The following is a 20,679-nucleotide window of genomic DNA, read 5'->3' as shown; positions in this document are numbered from 1 at the left end:
TAACATACGCGCCACTTGCCCAGATGGCGGAATTGGTAGACGCGCTAGCTTCAGGTGCTAGTGTCCTTATGGACGTGGAGGTTCAAGTCCTCTTCTGGGCACCATAGATTCTTCGGAATCACGGCGATACACTATCGCCATGCTCTTTATCAGCACAGATTTCAGCATTGCCGTGTTCGCCCAGGTGGCGGAATTGGTAGACGCGCTAGCTTCAGGTGCTAGTGTCCTTATGGACGTGGAGGTTCAAGTCCTCTCCTGGGCACCAAACTCTCGTTGATGCGAGAGACGACCACGGTGTAGCGATGCTGACTGATGTTGATATGGCAGTTGCAAGTCATGACAGGCCCAGGTGGCGGAATTGGTAGACGCGCTAGCTTCAGGTGCTAGTGTCCTTATGGACGTGGAGGTTCAAGTCCTCTCCTGGGCACCATTTCCTGTCATGAGATAGACGAACCAGCAGCAATATTCAGTAGTGAAAGCATTCAGTAGCAAAGAGACCACCGCGCATTGACGCGGTTTTTTTTGTGCCTGAAAAAACCGTTTCTGCCCCCTCTATCTACTCACCCTTCTTCTACCCCCTCTCTCGACCACTCCCGAATACCATCCACTCCCGAATACCATCCATGCCCGAATACCGCACCCGGCTTCGCACCGCGCACCGCCGTGATCGGCACTCGCAAGGCTGTTAATCAGAAGTTCCTCAAGTTAATCAGGAGCTCCTCAGAAACGTGACGGTAACGTCGCCACCTTCGATAGCCCCCAATCACCCACTCCTGCCGATGCCTCCCAGGCAGCCTCCTGGTTTTCCGGCAACTCTGGCAGAAAATTGAGACCGGTACGCGCCTCCACCTCATCAATACTGACCAGATAGCCTTTCAACGACTCATCCCCCCTCACTTCCTGAGGCATGATGAAGGCTACCGCCAGCGGCGTCTCTCCGGGTACAACAATGATCTTGTAGAAGGCTTCAGGCACTTCCACGAAACCCACCCGATCCAGCAAACTGTTCAGGCTCAATGGCGCATAGACAGGACCTGTAATGACCTGCAACTTGCCAAAGCGAGGCAGGAAATAATCCATTACCACGGCTTCCAGGCGCTGCCATAACTGGCGATTCAGATTAGGCTTCTGCGGCAGCATGTTGCTCATCAAGAAGCTGTCATTCTGAGCGCTCTCACCCCCTGTCACCGCCATCGCATAATTGGGGGCCAGGTGACCACGATCATATCCACTACCCGAATAGCTATCGGTAGCGACCGGCCATAATGTCCGCCAGTCACGACGGAACTCAGGACGAGGCCCGATGTTGGTATTTCCATCCTCAGTGAGCATATAGCTCGACCAAAGGGCGCCAACACGAATATCCGACCAGCCAACCAGATAACCATGATTACGCAGGCCACGTGCAAAGGTAAGCGGGTTCGGCTGCTGCCATTCCGTCACCCCCATCCAGCTCATGCGCTCACGATAGCCCTGCTCTGTGGTATGCCACACCACAGTACCAGCCACCACCATGATCAGACATGCGAAAAAGTTACGCGGTCGCGGCAAGGCACGAGACAGGGAAAGATCCAGATTCATACGTGAGACACTCTCAACCCCAAACACCGGCGGCTTCATAAAACCGAGCTGCTTTCAAAAACATGCTGCTTTCAAAAAGCAGCAATAATTTCAAAGTACTAGCAGATACGCATATAGCATCTCACAAAACAGCGCGCCCCGGAAAACCTCTAACGAAAAAGGCTTCCGGGGCAGCAAGGAAATCTCCCAGATAAAGGGCAGGCCACGGGACTACACTCTGTGCCGCCCGGCACAGATATCACCAGCCCAGAGAAAACATGGTCTCCAGATCATGGCGGGAATGCACCTGCATGGCATTGAGCGTTTCAGTATCTGCGATTCCTTCCACGGCATTGAGACGCTCAGTCACCAGCTCGGCAAGTGTCTCGAAATCCCGGGTGCGAGCAATCGCAACCAAGTCATAGCGACCACAGGTGGAGTAGACCTCACTGATACCTTCAACCTCAGCCAGACGCTCGGCAACCGCCTTGACCTGCCCCTTCTCGGTATTAATCAGAATTACTGCATTCTGCATGACCGCACTCCTGTCGGCTGGCGCACCACCATCGACCCACCGCGATAATGGCATAGGGTTATCATCGCCAATGAGTATATCAGCGTCCCTCTCTCGCAGGCATCAACAGTGAAATTTCGTGCATGTTACCATTCTGGCGTAACGCAATACGGTATGATCAGGCAAAAGGCGTCGTCATGAACGCAGCCGTAGCATCCAGAAAAATGCTGGAGATGGATGAGGAGAACCTGGACATGCCACCTATCACTCGTCGCGAGTTCATCCGCCATGGACTGCTCGCTATTACTGCACTCCCCCTGGGAGCAGGAATACTATCGAGTCGCGCCCTTGCCGCAGATCTGCCGCTACTGGATCCCAGCAGCCCTCAGGCTCAAGCACTGGGCTATGTCGACAAGGCCGGCAAGGCCCGTGGTCACGATGCCTGGAAAAAAGATCGCACCTGCGCCAACTGCATGTTCTTCGATGCAGATAGCGCAGGTTGCCAGCTATTCCCACAGAACAGGGTAGCCCCGGAAGGCTGGTGTCAGGCCTGGAACGGTTGACACCTTCTCGTCACTTGTCCTCGTCTGCCTCTCGCAGAGGCCAATGATAACTGCGTACCACCTCGTTACCTTCCAAGGACTCAAGCCGCACCGGAAATCCCCACAACTGGTGAAGGTGACGCATCACAGGATAGACACTGCGCGCCAAAGGCCGACGGTGATCCTGGACATGTCGCAGAGTCAGGGAACGATCGCCACGAATATCCGCTTCATAGACCTGAATATTGGGCTCCTTCACCGATAGAGCGTATTGAGCAGAGAGCGCATCACGAATACGGCGATAACCGCGCTCGTTATGAATCGCCGTCACCTCCAGCATTTCCTCCTGGTCGTCATCAACGACCTGGAACAGCTTGAGGTCGCGGATCACCTTGGGTGACAGGAACTGCTGGATAAAAGACTCGTCCTTGAAGTTGCGCATGGCAAAGTTCAATGTCTCACGCCAGTCACTATCCACAATGTCAGGGAACCACTCGCGATCCTCATCACTGGGAGTCTCGCAGATACGACGCAGATCCGAGTAGATGGCAAAGCCCAGCGTGTAAGGGTTGATGCCATTGAAGTAAGGACTCTCGAAAGAAGGCTGACTGACGACGGCGGTGTGGGACTGCAGAAACTCTAACATCAGCCCTTCATCCACCGATCCATCTTCGTAAAGACGGTTCATCAAGGTGTAGTGCCAGAAGGTCGCCCAGCCCTCATTCATTACCTGGGTCTGGCGCTGAGGATAGAAGTATTGTGCCAACTTGCGGACGATACGCACCACCTCCCGCTGCCATGGCGCCAGCAGAGGTGCATTCTTTTCAATGAAATAAAGCAGGTTTTCCTGAGGCTCAGGCGGATAGCGCCGACCATCGTGCAGGCCGAGAGGATCATCATCGGAAGCACCGGGCGCCGCAATTCCACCCAGCTCCGGGCTAGGAATCGTGCGCCACAATGTATTGACCTGGGCCTGCAGATAGACCTCTCGCTCTTCCTGGCGGCGCGCCTCTTCCTCTGGCGATATCGGTGATGGCCGCTTGTAGCGATCAACCCCATAGTTCTGCAGCGCATGGCAGGCATCCAGCAGTTGCTCTACCGCCTGCACACCATGCCGCTCCTCACACTGACTCAGATACTTCCGAGCAAACACCAGATAATCGACAATCGATGAGGCATCCGTCCAGGTACGGAACAGATAATTTCCCTTGAAGAAGGAATTGTGGCCATAACATGCATGCGCCATGACCAGGACCTGCATCATCAGGGTGTTTTCTTCCATCAGATAGGCAATGCAAGGGTCCGAGTTGATCACCAACTCATAGGCCAGCCCCATCTGCCCTCGCCGGTAGGCCTGTTCTACAGCGAGAAACTGCTTGCCGAATGACCAGTGATGATAACCGACCGGCATGCCAACACTGGCATAGGCATCCATCATCTGCTCAGTGGTAATGATCTCGATCTGATTGGGATAGGTGTCGAGTCGATATTCATCGGCGAGGCGAGCAATCTCGGCCTCATACTCGGAAAGAACATCGAAGCTCCAGTCAGAGCCCTTGGCAATGGGCTTGGCACGACGTTTGGCGACCTTGCTCATGGGGCTATTCTCCTGTGATCCCGAACCTCATCCTTGGCAACAAGCACCTCAACTCTCGGCTCGGCGCTTGAACAGTTCCCTGAACACCGGATAGATATCGCCTGGCTCAATGATCTGGCGCATGGCGAAACGATCTGGATAGGTTGCTTCAACCCGCTCGTACTCCTCCCACAGCGCCTGGTGGGCATGAGGGGTAATCTCCACGTAGGTGAAGTACTGCAGACGCGCCATCAGCGAGCCCATCAGCAACTCACGACAGTTGACCGAATCATCGTCCCAGTTATCGCCATCCGAAGCCTGAGCCACATAAAGGTTCCACTGGGCAGGCGGGTAGCGCTTGGCAATGATCTCGTCAACCAACGTCAGAGCACTGGATACGATGGTGCCCCCCGTTTCACGCGAATAGAAAAATTCTTCTTCATCGACCTCTTTGGCAGCCGTGTGATGGCGCACGAAAACCAGTTCGACCCGCTCGTAGCTACGTTCCAGAAACAGGTACAACAGAAGAAAGAAACGCTTGGCGATGTCCTTGTGGGCCTGCGTCATGGATCCGGATACATCCATGATGCAGAACATGACAGCCTTGCTGGATGGCTGGGGTTGATTGACCAGATGGTTGTAACGCAGGTCGTAAGTATCAATGAAAGGCACTGACTCCAGACGCTTCTGCAGATGCTCGATCTCATCCTTGAGCTCCTGGATACGAGCCGGATTACGCAGCACAGGATCCTTGCGCTCCTCCTCTGACAAAGCCTCCTGGGCTTCACGCAGGGCACGCCGAATGGGGGCGCGCATGGCGATACGCCGAGCATGCGCCTCACGCATGGAACGGACAATGTTGATTCGCGCAGGCACCCCATCACGAGATACCCCCGCACGCACAGGCCGCACTTCCTCGAGATCCACCAACGGCTTGCGCTCCAGGTGCGGCAACTCAAGGCCATCGAACACGAACTCGAGGAACTCCTCTCGCGTCAGGGTAAAGGCAAATTCATCCATGCCTTCCCCCTGATTGGAAGCGCCGCCTTCTCCGCTCCCTCCCCCGCCTCCGCCACCACCTCCCGGGCGGCGCAGCTTGTCACCTTCCTGAAACTCACGATTGCCTGGAGCAACGATCGAACGCTGCCCTCCCGATCCATGCTGAAAGACGGGTTCGGAAATGTCTCGAGTGGGAATCGACACTTTCTCACCACGCTCCATGTCGGTGATGGAGCGGCGATTGACCGCCTCTTCCACAGAACGCTTGATATGAGTGCGGTAGCGGTCAAGAAACCGCTGGCGGTTCACCGCACTCTTGTTCTTGGCGTTAGCCCGACGATCGATGAAGTAGGTCATTCGACCTCCTGTGCGCAGTGTACTTGGTCTGCAGGGCGGCATTGCCGCCCCGGAGACTGCCGACACACTACTGCGTTCGATCATTCTGCGTTGAAATCAGCCTCAAGATGCTCATTCAGCCCTTGTAAACCACGCTCTCTTGGCCGATTTCGCCTTGTCTGATCATCGCTCGCAACGTTTGTCAGTAGTCTCCTCGCTCGCTCACAGCGCCGCTATTGCGACTTGCGCACCCGCAGATACCACTCAGACAGCAGTCGCACCTGCTTCTCGGTGTATCCACGCTCCACCATCCGCGCTACAAAGTCTTCGTGCTTCTTGATATCCGAGGAAGACGCCTTGGCATTGAACGAGATGACCGGCAACAACTCCTCGGTATTGGCAAACATCTTGTGTTCGATGACACCACGCAGCTTCTCGTAAGACTGCCACCCCGGGTTCATGCCATGATTCTGGGCGCGCGCCCGGAGCACGAAGTTGACGACTTCGTGACGAAAATCCTTGGGATTGGAGATACCCGCAGGCTTTTCGATCTTCTCCAGTTCATCATTGAGAGACTGACGATCGAACAGTTCACCGGTTTCCGGGTCGCGATATTCCTGATCCTGGATCCAGAAGTCGGCATAGGTGACATAGCGGTCGAAGATGTTCTGACCATACTCGGAATAGGATTCGAGGTAGGCGGTCTGGATCTCCTTGCCGATGAAGTCGACATAGCGCGGCGCCAGGAACTCCTTGATGTAGCGCAGGTAACGCTCGAAGGTTTCCTTCGGCAGCTGTTCCTGCTCCAGGCGTTGCTCGAGCACGTAGAGCAGATGCACCGGGTTGGCAGCCACTTCGACATTGTCGAAATTGAATACCTTGGACAGGATCTTGAAGGCAAAACGCGTGGACAGACCATTCATGCCTTCATCGACACCCGCACTGTCACGATACTCCTGGATCGACTTGGCCTTGGGATCGGTATCCTTGAGGTTCTCGCCGTCGTAGATCCTCATCTTGGAATAGACGCTGGAATTCTCCAGCTCCTTGAGTCGCGAAAGCACAGTGAACTGCGCCAGCATGCGCAAGGTGTCCGGGGCACAGGGCGCCTGATTGAGAGAAGAGTGCTCAAGCAGCTTCTGGTAGATCTTGATTTCTTCACTGACCCGCAGGCAGTAAGGCACCTTGACGATATAGACCCGGTCAAGGAACGCCTCGTTGTTCCGGTTGTTGCGGAATGCCTGCCACTCGCTCTCATTGGAGTGAGCCAGCACGATGCCATCAAAAGGAATCGCGCCCATGCCTTCAGTGGGGTTGTAGTTGCCTTCCTGGGTTGCCGTCAGCAGCGGATGCAGCACCTTGATCGGCGCCTTGAACATCTCGACGAACTCCATCAGGCCCTGGTTGGCTCGGCACAGGCCGCCGGAAAAGCTGTAGGCATCCGGGTCATCCTGGGAGTACATCTCAAGTTGACGGATATCGACCTTGCCCACCAGGGAAGAGATATCCTGGTTGTTTTCGTCACCGGGCTCGGTCTTGGAAATGGCGATCTGATTGAGACGCGATGGATACAGGCGCACCACCCGGAACTCGGAAATATCGCCTCCGGCTTCCCGCAGGCGCTTGGCTGCCCAGGGCGACATCACACTACGCAGATAACGTTGCGGAATGCCGTATTCCTTCTCCAGCAACTCGCCATCCTCCTCCGGCGAGAACAGCCCAAGGGGGGACTCATGCACGGGAGACCCCTTGATTGCATAGAAAGGTACATGCTCCATCAGCAGCTTGAGGCGCTCAGCCAAGGACGACTTACCTCCCCCCACCGGCCCCAGCAAATACAGAATCTGTTTCTTTTCCTCCAACCCCTGAGCCGCATGACGGAAATAGGAAACAATCTGCTCGATCGCCTCCTCCATGCCATGGAATTCGCTGAACGCCGGGTACCGACGAATGACCTTATTGGAAAAGATCCGTGCCAGCCGTGAATCTTTGGCCGTGTCGATTACCTCGGGCTCACCGATGGCCTCCAGCATGCGCTCCGCCGCGCTGGCATAGGCGGACGGATCCTGACGGCAGAGCTCAAGGTACTCCTGCAAGGACATCTCTTCCTGCTGAATACGAGCGTAACGGTTCTGCACGTGGTCAAAGATACTCATCGAAGCCTCCTGTTTGCCCGACTCCCGGCTACAGCAATCCTTCCTTGACGAACTTTCACCGGGGCTACTTTCAGCGTAGAACAGTATTAGCCAAACGCGATTCAACGCTGAGTTCCCTTTTCTCCTTCGTCGCTACCTGCTACCCATCCCTTACCTATAAGAACTCAACCAAAGCGGAGTGTTTCATTCCAGATCAGAAAACCCTCGGTTCTGAAGGAAAAAACACCCCTGAACAAAGCTTCTCCGCTGCCTGCCCAAATCTGTCCAACGCCCCAACATGTACGGTAATGCAAAAGCGTGTCTCCCTACCAGCGTATCCGGGAGCAGACACCTCTCTTGCACAGGCCTGCGACCAGCCTACATTTCAGCGGCAAGCCGCACCCCTTGATTGATGGCTCGCTTGGCATCCAGTTCTGCTGCCTTATCCGCCCCACCAATGACATCCACCCTGACACCGAGCCTTTCCAGAGGTGCAAGCAGATCACGCACGGACTCCTGGCCGGCACATACCACAACGCTATCGACCGCCAATATACGCGGCTCTCCGGCCACCTGCAGATGCAGGCCTTGATCATCGATATGCAGATATTCACAGCCAGCCAAGGCTTCAACGCCACGATGGCGCAAAGAGGCTCTATGCACCCAGCCAGTGGACGTGCCCAGCCCTTTACCCGGTTTGGAAGTCTTGCGCTGCAACAGAAACACTTGGCGCGGCGTGTCCGGCCGCTGAGGCGGCTTGAGTCCACCTGGTTCGCTGACCGACAGGTCGACGCCCCACTCATCGCACCACTGCGCCACAGGATCTTCACCTGATTCAGTGTGGGTCAAGAGTTCAGCCACGTCGAAGCCGATTCCTCCTGCACCGATGATTGCCACCCTTTTTCCTACTTTCTCAGGCGCTGCAATGGCTTCGGCATAGCTCAACACGCAGGGGTGATCCGCCCCGGGCAATTCGAGCTGACGCGGCCGCACCCCGGTCGCCAGCACAACTCGATCAAACCCGCCAAGCATCTCGATATCCGCATCACAGCCCAGGCGAACATCAACGCCCGCCTTGCTCAGCATGACGCGGAAGTAGCGCAAGGTTTCGTTGAATTCCTCTTTGCCTGGAATCTTGCGTGCAAAATTGAACTGGCCACCCAACTCATTCTGGCGTTCGAACAGCGTCACATGATGACCGCGTTCTGCCGCTGTCGTTGCGACAGCAAGCCCAGCAGGGCCTCCGCCGACAACGGCAACATTCACAGGAGACCCAGTAGGCTCCAGCACGATTTCCGTTTCATGACAGGCCCTTGGATTGACCAGGCAGGAAGTCAGCTTGCCCTGAAAAGTATGATCAAGGCAGGCCTGATTACAGGCAATGCAGGTATTGATTTCACGACTCTCCCCCTTTCTCGCCTTGTCCAGCCAGGCAGCATCGGCCAGCAGAGGGCGAGCCATGGACACCATGTCCGCATGCCCTTCGGCCAGTACTCTCTCGGCAACTTCCGGCATATTGATGCGGTTCGTCGTGATCAGCGGAATGGATACAGCATCACGAACCCGGTGAGAGACTTCAGTGAAAGCAGCCCGCGGCACACTGGTCACGATGGTAGGCACCCGGGCTTCGTGCCACCCGATGCCCGTGTTGATGGCATCGGCACCTGCCGCCTCCACCGCCCGCCCCAGAGCAATGACCTCCTCGGCAGTACTCCCTTCTTCCACCAGGTCAATCATCGACAAGCGAAAGACCACGACAAAATCATGCCCAACCGCTTCACGGATACGGCGCACGATCTCTACCGGGAAGCGAATACGATTGTCGAAGCTGCCGCCCCAGCGATCACTACGCTGATTGGTCCTGCGGCAGATGAACTGGTTGATCAGGTACCCTTCCGAGCCCATCACCTCGATCCCGTCATATCCTGCCTTCTGAGCCAAGGTGGCACATCGGACATAGTCCGCAATCTGTTTCTCGACGTCAGCACCACTCAATTCCCGAGGCATGAATGGATTGATGGGCGCCTGAATCGGCGATGGCGCCACCGATTGTGGTGAATAACCATAACGGCCGGCATGCAGAATCTGCAGCAGCAGACGCCCGCCCTCACGCTGCACGCTATCAGTCAGTTGCCGGTGACTGTTGAGCTGCTCATCACTATCGAGCACCGAAGCCCCCTGCACCAGCACACCTTCGGCATTGGGAGAGATACCTCCCGTCACAATCAATCCGACACCATGCCGGACACGCTCGACATAGAAGGCTGCCAACCGTTCGAAACCACCAGGCATTTCTTCCAGGTTGGTGTGCATTGATCCCATCAGCACACGATTGGGTAATTGCAGATGACCCAGCGTGATCGGCTGGAACAAATGAGGATAAGCTGCCACGGCAAGGCCCTCGAACGAACTCATGAGTTGTCATTGAACTCGGTAGCGCTCACCCAAAGATGATCCACTCACACCATGATGGCGCCAACCAAATTCAAACAACTGTATGATAGTCGTTAACGCCTTGCCACCCTTCATACGTATAACGCGCACACGCAAAAAACCCGATGCATGAAAGCATCGGGTCGGAAATCTTGCAGCGTGTGTATGGCGGACCGGACGGGACTCGAACCCGCGACCTCCGGCGTGACAGGCCGGCATTCTAACCAACTGAACTACCGGTCCGCATGGTGGGTGATACCGGATTCGAACCAGTGACCCCCAGCATGTGAGGCTGGTGCTCTAACCAACTGAGCTAATCACCCATGTATCACACTTGATTTGCTGCTGTGTAACTTTGGCCCTGTTACGAGGGATCATCATGGCGGACCGGACGGGACTCGAACCCGCGACCTCCGGCGTGACAGGCCGGCATTCTAACCAACTGAACTACCGGTCCACTTGATGATATAGCGAGAGCGATGATGGCGGACCGGACGGGGCTCGAACCCGCGACCTCCGGCGTGACAGGCCGGCATTCTAACCAACTGAACTACCGGTCCGCATGACATCACAACACTATTACAACTCTTACGTTTCCTGGGCATCACTTGCGTGATGGTGGGTGGTACAGGGTTCGAACCTGTGACCCCCAGCTTGTAAGGCTGGTGCTCTCCCAACTGAGCTAACCACCCCTGGTCACGTGGCGCTGCATTCTACAGAACCCCGGAATGATGTCAACGCGTTTTTTTCAATTACTGTTCACTTCGCTGGCTATTTTTCATCCAGCTTTCATCTACTTGGGCGTAAAAGCCAGTAACCATGGGCTAAAGAACACAGGCGCCCTATCGACGAGCACATCGACAAAAATATCACTTCAAGCCTCAGAGTTAGTCATCTGGGCATAATCTGTGGCCCAGCATGAATTCCGCAGTCACCTTGGCAGCCTCTTCGATCAAACCCTGCTGAGTGGCACCACTCAAGCGCCTGGCTGCCCAATCGTGATCACCATCCTCAAGCCAATGCACTAGCGACTGAGGCGCCAACTCCGTCAGGCCATATCCTTCCACTTCCGCCTGCATGCCGAAAGGATCACGCTTCCCCTGCAATACCAGCACCGGACAATGCAATCCAGGCCAATGCTCTAGACGCAACCTGTCGGGCTTGCCAACAGGATGAAAGGGGTAGCCGGCAAGGACAAGACCTGGGATTTCTTCACCCGAGCCACTCTCTGCCGCCAGCATGCTGGCCACTCGCCCTCCCATGGACTTGCCACCCAACCAGAGTGGCTCCCCACCCGTCTGCGACAGCAGGGCATGCCACTGTCGCAGTTCTTCCACCAATACACTCACTTTGGGAGGCGGTCGGCGGCGACCTTCCTCCAGCATGCGCTGCATGTACGAGAACTCCACGGCCAGAGTCTGTACTCCCTGTGTCGCCAGTGCATTGCGCCAGGCGACAAGAAAATCTGATGCCTGCCCTGCCCCCGCACCGTGCATCAACAGCAGCGCTCCAGAGGCTCCTTCCCCCTGAAGCCATACCTTGCCATGCCCCTCCAGCCACCAGTTGCCGCAAGCACTTGAACGCCGCAGATCTCTCAGTTCCGCCAACGAAATCCTGGTACAACTTTCGTCTTGCACTTGGTCGCTCCTGTACCAATTACACTCTCAAAGTGTATACAATTAATAAAGCACACGGGATACACTTACTACCAGACAGTTGATCCGCCCTGCTCGCGGAGCCTGCATTCAATGGAACCAGGATCATGAGCTCAGCAATCGAACACCCGCCTCAGCGCGAGGCCAACAGCACTGGTGACTGCAACTCACCTCTATCAGCGAGCGATAGCCCTCTAGGCAATGCAACCTACGGGGCAACCTCCGATCCGGCTTGCAGCTCAAGCCACGACGCGATCTACAACACGATCTACAACTACAAAGTGGTTCGCCAGTTCGCGATCATGACCGTGGTTTGGGGCATCGTTGGCATGTGCGTCGGCCTGACCCTGGCGGCCCAACTCGTCTGGCCGCAGCTCAATCTTGACCTGCCATGGACCAGCTTCGGCCGTCTGCGCCCGCTGCATACCAACCTTGTGATCTTCGCTTTCGGTGGCTGTGCACTCTTCGCCACATCCTATTACGTGGTCCAGCGCACTTGCCGGGTGCGCCTGATCAGCGACCGGCTTGCCGCCTTCACTTTCTGGGGTTATCAGGCAGTGATCCTGTGTGCACTGGTCAGCCTGCCGCTGGGTTACACCGAGATCAAGGAATACGCTGAGCTGGAATGGCCCATCGACATCCTCCTGGCAGTGGTCTGGATCACCTATGGCATCGTTTTCCTCGGCACCATCCGCGCTCGCAAGACATCACATATCTATGTGGCCAACTGGTTCTTCGCCGCATTCATTCTCACCGTCGCCGTGCTGCACATCGTCAATAGTGCTGCTCTGCCTGTTACCTCCACCTACTCCATTTCCGTATATGCCGGTGCTGTCGATGCCATGGTGCAGTGGTGGTACGGCCATAATGCCGTAGGTTTTTTCCTTACCGCTGGCTTCCTCGGCATGATGTATTACTTCGTGCCCAAACAGGCTGGTCGACCGGTCTACTCCTACCGCCTGTCAATCGTCCATTTCTGGGCGCTGATCATGGTCTACATGTGGGCCGGACCTCATCACCTGCACTACACCGCCCTGCCTACCTGGGCACAGTCACTAGGCATGGTGATGTCGATCATTCTGCTTGCACCGTCCTGGGGCGGCATGATCAACGGCATGATGACCCTCTCTGGCGCTTGGCATAAGCTGCGCACCGACCCGACGTTGCGCTTCCTTGTGGTGGCACTGTCCTTCTATGGCATGTCGACCTTCGAGGGCCCGATGATGGCAGTGAAAACCGTCAACGCACTGTCTCACTACACCGACTGGACCATTGGCCACGTACACTCCGGCGCCTTGGGTTGGGTCGCCATGATCACCATCGGCTCCCTCTACCACCTGATTCCGCGTCTCTACGGCCACACCGAGATGTACTCGGTCAAGCTGGTGTCGGTGCATTTCTGGTTAGCCACCGTAGGTACGGTGCTGTACATCGCCGCCATGTGGGTCAATGGCATTCTGCAAGGGCTGATGTGGCGCGCCTTCAATGCCGACGGCACCCTGATGTACACCTTCGTCGAGACTATCGAAGCCAGTGTGCCGGGCTATGCAGTACGCGTGCTCGGGGGCTTGTGCTGGGTCGTAGGAATGGTGGTCATGGCAGTGAATGTGTACAAGACCGCCAGACCTGTCACCGACAGCCGCAGGCTGATGCCACAGACCGCTTGAGCCGACGGGGAAAACCATCATGCGACACGAAATCATCGAGAAGAACGTCGGTCTGCTGGCAGTGTTGGTACTGGCAGTAATCAGCCTCGGCGGCCTGGCCGAGATTGTTCCGCTGTTCTTTCAGAAACAGACCACCGCGCCCATTGAAGGCCTCAAGCCACTCTCCGCTCTGGAGCTGGAAGGGCGCGACATCTACCGTCGCGAAGGCTGCGTAGGTTGCCACTCACAGATGATCCGCCCCTTCCGCGCCGAAACCGAGCGCTACGGCCATTACAGCGTGGCAGGGGAATCCGTCTGGGAACACAACTTCCTGTGGGGCTCCAAACGCACGGGCCCCGATCTGGCGCGGGTAGGAGGTCGCTACAGCGACGAATGGCACCGCGCCCACATGTACAACCCCCGGGATGTGGTTCCGGAGTCCATCATGCCAGCCTACCCCTGGTTGTTCGACAACATGCTGGACGGCAAGGATACCGCCGCCAAGATGCGGACCCTGCAACGCCTCGGCGTGCCTTATAGCGATGAACAGATTGCCAAGGCCGAAGATGCGGTACGCGGCAAAACGGAAATCACCGCTCTGGTGGCCTATCTGCAGCAGCTCGGTACCGTTCTACCCCGTACCGCAGAGAATTCAGAAAAGTAAGTCGGCGAGGCAAGCATGGATATCGGAACGTTTCGTGGCGTGATTACTGCCATTCTGCTCATCGCATTCGTTGGCCTCGTGATATGGGCCTACTCCGGGCGCCGCCGCCAGGCCTTCGATGAAGCGGCCCGCCTTCCCTTTGACGATGAGCCGACAGCTCAACCGCACCCGGAAGACCATCGAGACAAGGGAGACAAGGCGCTATGACCGCGTACTGGAGTGACGCTCTGTCCGGCTTCTGGAGCGGCTGGATCATCATCATCACCCTGGGCAGCATTGCCTTCGCCTTCTGGTTGCTGGTGGCCAATCGCAAGACCGATACACAGCCCAAGGCCGATGGCCAGGTCAGTACTACCGGGCATGGTGCGGACGGCATCGAAGAATATGACAACCCGCTGCCACGCTGGTGGTTCTTCCTCTACATCGCCACCGTGATCTTTGCCCTGACCTACCTGGTGCTGTACCCGGGGCTCGGTAACTTTACGGGCTTGCTTGGTTGGACCCAGGAAGACCAGTGGGAACAGGAAGTCGCTGATGCCGAAGCCCGGTATGCGCCAATCTTCGAGCGTTATCAGCAGATACCGATTCCTGAACTATCCAGGGACTCTGACGCCATGCAGGTGGCTGAACGAATCTTCCTCAACAACTGCGCCATCTGCCATGGATCCAATGCCAAGGGCGGCAATGGATTTCCCAACCTGACCGATGATGACTGGCTGTATGGCGGCCAGCCGGAACAGATCGTCACCACCCTGACCCAGGGACGTCGCGGCATGATGCCGCCATGGAAACAGCTCGGTGAAGACAATATCGAAAACCTGACCCAATACCTGCTGTCACTGTCCGGCAGCGCCGACGATGAACAGAAAGCCCAACAGGGCAAGACCCTGTACACCTCCACCTGCATTGGTTGCCATGGTCCGGACGCCACTGGCAACCAGGCGCTTGGCGCACCGAACCTGAGCGACGATATATGGCTGTATCGCGCCCCTGGCCAGAGTGTTGCGGATTCGGTTCGCCAGACCCTGAATGAGGGACGCAAGGGCCATATGCCAGCCCAGGCAGCCTATATCGGCGAACAGCGTGTTCATCTGGTCGCTGCCTATGTCTATGGCCTGAGTCGCCATGACGGACAACAGGCACACTAGGAAAAATCAGGTCATGAGCCCATGTTGCCGTGGGCTCTGCCAGACAACCGCCGGGAGTCAGGCATGAGCGAATCCAGCATCGAGCGCTTTATCCCAGCCCAGCAGCTCGACGAGGCCCTGGGCCAGTCGGAGCCAGCAGCAAGTTACAGCCTGTACGAGCGCCGCCAGCATATCTATGTGCGTGAAGTCGCCGGACGCTTCCAGCGTCTGCGCAGGATCACCAACTGGATACTGGTGCTGGGCTTTCTGGTGCTTCCCTGGATTCCCTGGGAAGGACGCCCGGCGGTATGGTTCGACCTGCCAGGACGAGCCTTCCACATTTTCTCGGTGACCTTCTACCCTCAGGAATTCATGTTGCTGTCGTGGCTGCTGATCATTTGCGCCTTCGGCCTGTTCTTCATCACGGCATTTGCCGGTCGGGCCTGGTGTGGCTACAGCTGTCCCCAGAGTGTCTGGACCTTCCTGTTCATCTGGGTAGAACATCGTATCGAAGGTAGCCGTCACCGCCGCATCAAGCGTGACAAGTCCTGCTGGAATCTCGACAAGCTATGGCGCAAGGCCTCCAAGCACTTCCTGTGGCTGCTGATTTCCCTGACCACAGGCGTCACCATCATCGGCTACTTCACTCCCATGGCCGATCTGATCCCCTCTCTCGTTCACTTTGACGTCAATGGCTGGACCGGGTTCTGGGTAGGCTTTTTCGTTCTGTTCACCTATCTCAACGCCGGCTGGCTACGTGAGCAGGTGTGCCTGTACATGTGCCCCTATGCGCGCTTCCAGGCAGTGATGTTCGACCGCGATACGCTGACCGTGTCCTACGACCAGCATCGAGGGGAACCACGGGGCAAGCACAAAGCCCATTTCCATGAGACGAAGCCTGGCGGCTCCTGTATCGACTGTGAATTGTGTGTACAGGTCTGCCCTACCGGGATAGATATTCGCGATGGTTTGCAATATCAATGCATCGATTGTGCCGCCTGCATTGACGCCTGCGACAGTGTAATGGACAAGCTGGGCCAACCCAGAGGGCTTGTGCGCTACACCACGGAAAATGCGCTGCATGGGCAACCTTCTCGCCTGCTACGCCCTCGTCTGCTGGGCTATCTGGCACTGTTGCTGGTGATGTCAGGGGTCTTTTTCTATCACCTTGCCTCACGAACGCCACTGGATATCGATCTCAAACGTGACCGAGGCAGCCTTTATCAGACACTGAACGATGGACGCATTGCCAATGCCTATGCGCTTACCGTGCGCAATCTGGACAACCGCGACCATCGCTATGTCATCGAAGCGTCCGGTATCGAAGGTCTGCAGATAGACAGCGACAGCATCCTGGTGCCAGCAGGAGAATCCCGCCAACGCGTACTGACCTTGAGCCTGGACCCTGTTCGCCTCACGACTCCCAGCACTGATATTCGCTTGAATGTGCATGCACAGGACATGCCTTCGATCATGGTGGAACAGGAAAGTCGTTTCATAGGAGCCACGCCCTGATGAGCCCCGAAGATGTCACTCTGACACCCTGGTACAAGCAATTCTGGCCCTGGTTCATGATCGGCCTGCTGGCATCCTCGATCATGTTCAGCCTGACCTATCTCGCCTTTTCCATCCGTTACTTCGATGGCTCCGTCGGCCAGGATTATTACAAGGACGGTCTTGCCATCAATGTACAGCTGGAAAAACAGCGACACGCCAAGGCGTTGGGCCTGAACGCTGAATTGCGCATGGATAGCGTGAGCGGCGATATCACCGTTCGTCTGGATGGCAACCTCGATGGCACGGGGGGCTATCCCGAGAACCTGGACCTCGCTCTGCGCTTTCCCACGGACAACGACCTCGATCAGGAACTGACCCTGCAACACATCCGCAACGGTCACTATGTGACCCATCTGGAAAAGCCACTGCACTACCGCTGGTATGTGCAGTTACAACCGGCTCCCGGCAAGGACGCTGCATGGCGTCTCAATGGTGTGGCTCAGTTTCCGAGCACCGAGGCCATTCACCTGACACCAGGGCTTTAGGGCAGCAATGTCATCCACTTCGTGCTATCACTGCGGATCAGCCGTCCCCAAGACCGGAAGCTGGTCCATCGAGCTGGATGGCCAGCAACATCTCCTATGCTGCCCTGGCTGTGAAGCCGTCGCCCAGGCTATCGTCAGCGCCGGCCTCGATAGCTATTACCGCTTTCGCAGCGCCCTCCCCGAACGTCCCCCTGCCTCTGCCGTAGACCAGAAACGCTGGCAAGTCTTTGATGATCCAGGGTTGCAGAGCCGCTTCGTCAAGCAACAGGAAGATTGTCACGTCGTCACCCTGGCAGTGGACGGCATTACCTGCGCAGCCTGCGCCTGGCTGATCGAGCATCGCCTCAATGCCCTCGATGGCGTGACCGAGAGTGCCGTCAATCTTGCCCAGCACCGTGTCAGAATATGCTGGCGACCAGAGCACCTGTCGCTATCGCGCTTACTGGCCGAAATGGCCGCCATCGGTTATCCCGCCCAACCCTATGAGCCTGACCGTGCCAGGATTCGTCTGCACCAGGAGTCTCGCAAGATGGTGCGACGCTTGATCGTCGCCGCTGTCGGCATGATGCAGGTGCTGATGTTTTCGGTTCCTCACTATGTCTCGGGCTGGGACACTACATCGGGAGACCTGAGCGCCGATCTTGAACGCCTTTTTGCTTGGCTGGCACTGGTTCTGACCACTCCTGTCGTCATGTTTTCCGCTCAACCCTTCTTCTTCGGTGCCCTGCGCGATCTGCGTAGCCGCACCCTGGGGATGGACGTTCCCGTGTCACTTGCCATCGCAGGGGCCTACCTGGCCAGCGTATGGGCCGTGTTCAGCCAGAGTGGCGAGATGTATTTCGACTCGGTCAGCATGTTCACCTTCTTCCTGCTTGCCGGACGTTACATCGAGGCCCGGGCGCGAACGCATTACGGAAAGACAGGAAATGCAATGAGCTCATTGATTCCTGCTGCCGCCGTGCAAATCGATGCAGACGGCAACGAGCGCATGGTGCCATCCAGCGAGCTGGAGTCCGGTGACAGGATACGCGTGCGGCCAGGAGAGCAGATTCCCGCCGATGGCATCATCCGCGATGGCCTGGCCAGTCTCGATGAATCCATGCTCAGTGGTGAGGCCTTGCCGAGCACACGGACTCTGGGCGATACCGTCAATGCCGGCTGCATGGTTCTGGACAGCCCTGTGGAAATAGAAGTCACACAGGTCGGCCAGGACACACGGGCAGCCAGCATCCTGGACCTGACAGATCGGGCCTTCAGTCAGCGTCCACGTATCGCTCGCCTGGCAGAGCGCATTGCTCATCGCTTCGTGACACGCTTATTGCTGCTCTGCATCTGCGTCGCACTGGCCTGGTGGTGGATCGATCCATCCCGAAGTCTTTGGGTAACGCTTTCTGTACTGGTGGTGTCCTGCCCTTGTGCGCTGGCACTGGCCACGCCAACGGCCCTGACAGTCGCCCATGGGCGATTGCGCCGTTCGGGGGTATTGATCACGCGGGCCGATGCACTGGAAACCCTGACCAGACTCGACCGCATCATCTTCGACAAGACAGGGACCCTGACCCAGGGAAAAATACGCCTGGCGGCCTCCTACGTTCTCTCTCGGGAATACGATGAAACCTTTCTGTTGGCAGTGGCTGGCGCACTGGAGTCATCTTCAGAGCACCCCATTGCCCACGCCTTCCTGTCCTGCCAACGTCATGCCATTCGAGCCACTGGCATCATCAATACCCCAGGCCAGGGACTCAGCGGATACCTGCAACTCCCCCATGACAACGCAACCTGGCGCCTGGGTCAGGCAAGGTTCGCTGTCGATGGCTACTCTCCTCCCTCGCCTCCGGGCCACGGCTGCTGGTTACTGCTGACCCGGGATGCAATCCCTATGGCATGGTTCCTGGTCGATGATTCTCCGAGAGAGGATGCCGCCACAACCCTTCAGGCACTGAAGGAACATGGCCTGAAGGTAGAAATCCTGTCAGGAGACGGCGAGAGCAATGTCGCCGCCATGGCTTCTGCTCTCGACATCACCCAGTGGCGGGGGGCAACCAGCCCTGAAGACAAGCTCGCCCACCTTCAGCGACTCCAACACGAAGGAGAAATCGTGGCCATGGTCGGCGATGGCATCAATGACACACCGGTACTGGCAGGGGCCAACCTGGCCATCGCCATGCCCGGCTCCAGCGATCTGACCCGCACTCGAGCCGACATGGTGCTACTGGGAGAACATTTGCACGCCATCGTCGAATCCGTCGAAGTCGCTCGTGCCACGCAGCGGATCATTCGCCAGAATCTCGCCTGGGCGCTGGTTTACAACCTGATCGCTATTCCTTTGGCCTCCCTGGGGTTCGTATCTCCCTGGATGGCCGCACTGGGCATGTCGATCAGTTCACTACTGGTGGTAGGCAATGCACTCCGCCTCCGCCCCAGTCGCAGGCAGCAAGCATGAGCATTCTGTTTCTCTTGATATCCCTGTCACTGATCCTGTTGGGCCTGGCGGTCTGGGCTTTCTTCTGGGCGGTCAGGAATGACCAGTTCGAGGATCTGGAGGGACCAGCCTATCGTATTCTGTTCGACGATGATGATCCTCCCCCCGGTTCAAAACAGAGCGGCCAGAGCAACCGCCACGAGAAAGATACCCTATGAACCCGACTGGACTGGAACTGCCGGCCTTTGCCGCGGCCTTTGTCTTTGGCCTGCTGGGCAGCGCCCACTGCATTGGCATGTGTGGTGGAATCATGAGTGTACTGACCTTCAACATCCCACCCAGCATGCGCCAGCCAGTCCGGCTCACAGGCCTGGTACTGGGTTACAACCTGGGACGTATCATCAGCTATGCGATTGCCGGAGCGTCAGCCGCAACACTGGGCTCCGTAGTGACACTCGCACCGGGCATGCACACTGCAATGCAGCTGCTTTCAGCTCTGATGCTGATGCTGATGGCACTTTACATTGCCAACTTCTGGAAGGGATTACGCCATGTCGAAAGGCTTGGGCGACACCTCTGGCGGCATATTGAACCTGCTGGACGCAAGTTACTGCCAGTAGTGCACATTCCCCAGGCCGTGGTGCTGGGGGCCATATGGGGCTGGCTACCTTGTGGCCTGGTCTACTCCATGTTGACATGGAGCCTGGCCAGTGCCGACGCCATTGAGGGAGCGATACTATTGACAGCTTTCGGCCTGGGTACCCTGCCAGCATTGCTGTTCAGCGGCCTTGCTGCACGTCAATTACAACACCTGCTCGCGCTGAACAGTACTCGCTGGATCGCCGCAGCCTTGATTGTCTCCTTTGCCATTTGGCAAATATCAAGAGCTACAATGCATCTATAATACAAATATTGCCCCAGAACGAAATTCAGAAAAATCAGCGTATTTACATAAAATTTCAGAAAAAATTGGATGTATCTCCCCCTCTCCAGAAGAGGTATGCATATCCGCTATACATTTCAAGTGT

Annotated in this window: 17 protein-coding genes and 8 tRNA genes; 13 read left to right on the top strand and 12 right to left on the bottom strand. The window is 56.8% G+C overall.

The window, feature by feature from the left end:
- Positions 1-17 precede the first annotated feature (17 nt).
- The 3 genes from E4T21_RS03480 (at position 18) to E4T21_RS03470 (ending at position 430) form a co-directional block, all read left to right on the top strand.
- Positions 18-104, top strand: a tRNA-Leu gene (locus E4T21_RS03480).
- Positions 105-178: 74 nt separating this feature from the next.
- A tRNA-Leu gene (locus E4T21_RS03475) sits at positions 179-265 on the top strand.
- A 78-nt stretch (positions 266-343) separates the two neighbouring features.
- Positions 344-430 (top strand) — tRNA-Leu (locus E4T21_RS03470).
- A gap of 290 nt (positions 431-720) precedes the next feature.
- Here E4T21_RS03470 and E4T21_RS03465 read toward each other — a convergent pair.
- The gene (locus tag E4T21_RS03465; RefSeq protein ID WP_149283544.1) at positions 721-1,581 is read right to left on the bottom strand and encodes a DNA/RNA non-specific endonuclease; all 861 of its coding nucleotides are present in this window, start codon (positions 1,579-1,581) and stop codon (positions 721-723) included.
- Positions 1,582-1,819: 238 nt separating this feature from the next.
- Positions 1,820-2,095: an Lrp/AsnC family transcriptional regulator gene (locus E4T21_RS03460; RefSeq protein WP_149283542.1), complete on the bottom strand. Its 276-nt coding sequence runs from the start codon at positions 2,093-2,095 to the stop codon at positions 1,820-1,822.
- 176 nt (positions 2,096-2,271) lie between these two features.
- Between E4T21_RS03460 and E4T21_RS03455 the strand changes: the two genes are divergently transcribed.
- Positions 2,272-2,637, top strand: a complete 366-nt coding sequence (locus tag E4T21_RS03455) for a high-potential iron-sulfur protein (RefSeq protein WP_338036113.1) — start codon at positions 2,272-2,274, stop codon at positions 2,635-2,637.
- Positions 2,638-2,647: 10 nt separating this feature from the next.
- Here the strand turns inward: E4T21_RS03455 and E4T21_RS03450 are convergent, their stop codons facing one another.
- From E4T21_RS03450 to E4T21_RS03405, 10 genes are all read right to left on the bottom strand, one after another.
- Positions 2,648-4,213, bottom strand: a complete 1,566-nt coding sequence (locus tag E4T21_RS03450) for a SpoVR family protein (protein ID WP_149283540.1) — start codon at positions 4,211-4,213, stop codon at positions 2,648-2,650.
- 48 nt (positions 4,214-4,261) lie between these two features.
- Positions 4,262-5,548: a YeaH/YhbH family protein gene (locus E4T21_RS03445; protein WP_149283538.1), complete on the bottom strand. Its 1,287-nt coding sequence runs from the start codon at positions 5,546-5,548 to the stop codon at positions 4,262-4,264.
- A gap of 212 nt (positions 5,549-5,760) precedes the next feature.
- Positions 5,761-7,683 (bottom strand): PrkA family serine protein kinase, encoded by a 1,923-nt coding sequence (locus E4T21_RS03440; protein WP_149283536.1) that lies wholly within the window; start codon positions 7,681-7,683, stop codon positions 5,761-5,763.
- Between the two features lie 357 nt (positions 7,684-8,040).
- On the bottom strand, positions 8,041-10,077 hold the full coding sequence (locus tag E4T21_RS03435; RefSeq protein ID WP_149283534.1) for an NADPH-dependent 2,4-dienoyl-CoA reductase: 2,037 nt from the start codon (positions 10,075-10,077) through the stop codon (positions 8,041-8,043).
- A gap of 184 nt (positions 10,078-10,261) precedes the next feature.
- Positions 10,262-10,338, bottom strand: a tRNA-Asp gene (locus E4T21_RS03430).
- Between the two features lie 3 nt (positions 10,339-10,341).
- Positions 10,342-10,418 (bottom strand) — tRNA-Val (locus E4T21_RS03425).
- A gap of 57 nt (positions 10,419-10,475) precedes the next feature.
- Positions 10,476-10,552 (bottom strand) — tRNA-Asp (locus E4T21_RS03420).
- Positions 10,553-10,578: 26 nt separating this feature from the next.
- A tRNA-Asp gene (locus tag E4T21_RS03415) sits at positions 10,579-10,655 on the bottom strand.
- A gap of 56 nt (positions 10,656-10,711) precedes the next feature.
- A tRNA-Val gene (locus E4T21_RS03410) sits at positions 10,712-10,787 on the bottom strand.
- Between the two features lie 195 nt (positions 10,788-10,982).
- On the bottom strand, positions 10,983-11,732 hold the full coding sequence (locus tag E4T21_RS03405; RefSeq protein WP_240349273.1) for an alpha/beta family hydrolase: 750 nt from the start codon (positions 11,730-11,732) through the stop codon (positions 10,983-10,985).
- A gap of 125 nt (positions 11,733-11,857) precedes the next feature.
- On the opposite strand from E4T21_RS03405, the gene ccoN reads away from it, so the two are divergent.
- The 9 genes from ccoN to E4T21_RS03360 all read left to right on the top strand — a co-directional run bounded on the left by ccoN (position 11,858) and on the right by E4T21_RS03360 (position 20,555).
- Entirely contained in the window at positions 11,858-13,417 is a 1,560-nt protein-coding gene (gene ccoN / locus E4T21_RS03400) for a cytochrome-c oxidase, cbb3-type subunit I (RefSeq protein WP_149283531.1), read from the top strand.
- Positions 13,418-13,436: 19 nt separating this feature from the next.
- Positions 13,437-14,060: a cytochrome-c oxidase, cbb3-type subunit II gene (ccoO, locus tag E4T21_RS03395; RefSeq protein ID WP_149283529.1), complete on the top strand. Its 624-nt coding sequence runs from the start codon at positions 13,437-13,439 to the stop codon at positions 14,058-14,060.
- Between the two features lie 15 nt (positions 14,061-14,075).
- Positions 14,076-14,267, top strand: a complete 192-nt coding sequence (locus E4T21_RS03390) for a cbb3-type cytochrome oxidase subunit 3 (protein ID WP_149283527.1) — start codon at positions 14,076-14,078, stop codon at positions 14,265-14,267.
- Positions 14,264-15,208 carry a cytochrome-c oxidase, cbb3-type subunit III gene (gene ccoP, locus E4T21_RS03385; protein WP_149283526.1) on the top strand — a complete coding sequence of 315 codons (945 nt, stop codon included), beginning with the start codon at positions 14,264-14,266 and terminating at the stop codon, positions 15,206-15,208. Before E4T21_RS03390 ends, ccoP begins: the two co-directional genes overlap by 4 nt.
- Positions 15,209-15,271: 63 nt before the next feature.
- A complete protein-coding gene (gene ccoG / locus E4T21_RS03380; RefSeq protein WP_149283524.1) occupies positions 15,272-16,702 on the top strand; it encodes a cytochrome c oxidase accessory protein CcoG in 1,431 nt (476 codons plus the stop codon).
- A complete protein-coding gene (locus E4T21_RS03375) occupies positions 16,702-17,229 on the top strand; it encodes a FixH family protein (protein ID WP_149283522.1) in 528 nt (175 codons plus the stop codon). The genes ccoG and E4T21_RS03375 overlap by 1 nt, the downstream gene beginning before the upstream one ends.
- Before the next feature lie 7 nt (positions 17,230-17,236).
- Positions 17,237-19,672: a heavy metal translocating P-type ATPase gene (locus E4T21_RS03370; protein ID WP_149283521.1), complete on the top strand. Its 2,436-nt coding sequence runs from the start codon at positions 17,237-17,239 to the stop codon at positions 19,670-19,672.
- Positions 19,669-19,869 (top strand): cbb3-type cytochrome oxidase assembly protein CcoS, encoded by a 201-nt coding sequence (ccoS, locus tag E4T21_RS03365; protein WP_149283518.1) that lies wholly within the window; start codon positions 19,669-19,671, stop codon positions 19,867-19,869. The genes E4T21_RS03370 and ccoS overlap by 4 nt, the downstream gene beginning before the upstream one ends.
- A complete protein-coding gene (locus E4T21_RS03360) occupies positions 19,866-20,555 on the top strand; it encodes a sulfite exporter TauE/SafE family protein (protein ID WP_149283517.1) in 690 nt (229 codons plus the stop codon). Before ccoS ends, E4T21_RS03360 begins: the two co-directional genes overlap by 4 nt.
- Positions 20,556-20,679 lie beyond the last annotated feature (124 nt).

The organism is Halomonas binhaiensis (assembly GCF_008329985.2).
Taxonomy (GTDB): domain Bacteria; phylum Pseudomonadota; class Gammaproteobacteria; order Pseudomonadales; family Halomonadaceae; genus Halomonas; species Halomonas binhaiensis.
This window is presented reverse-complemented; position numbering and strand designations above follow the sequence as displayed.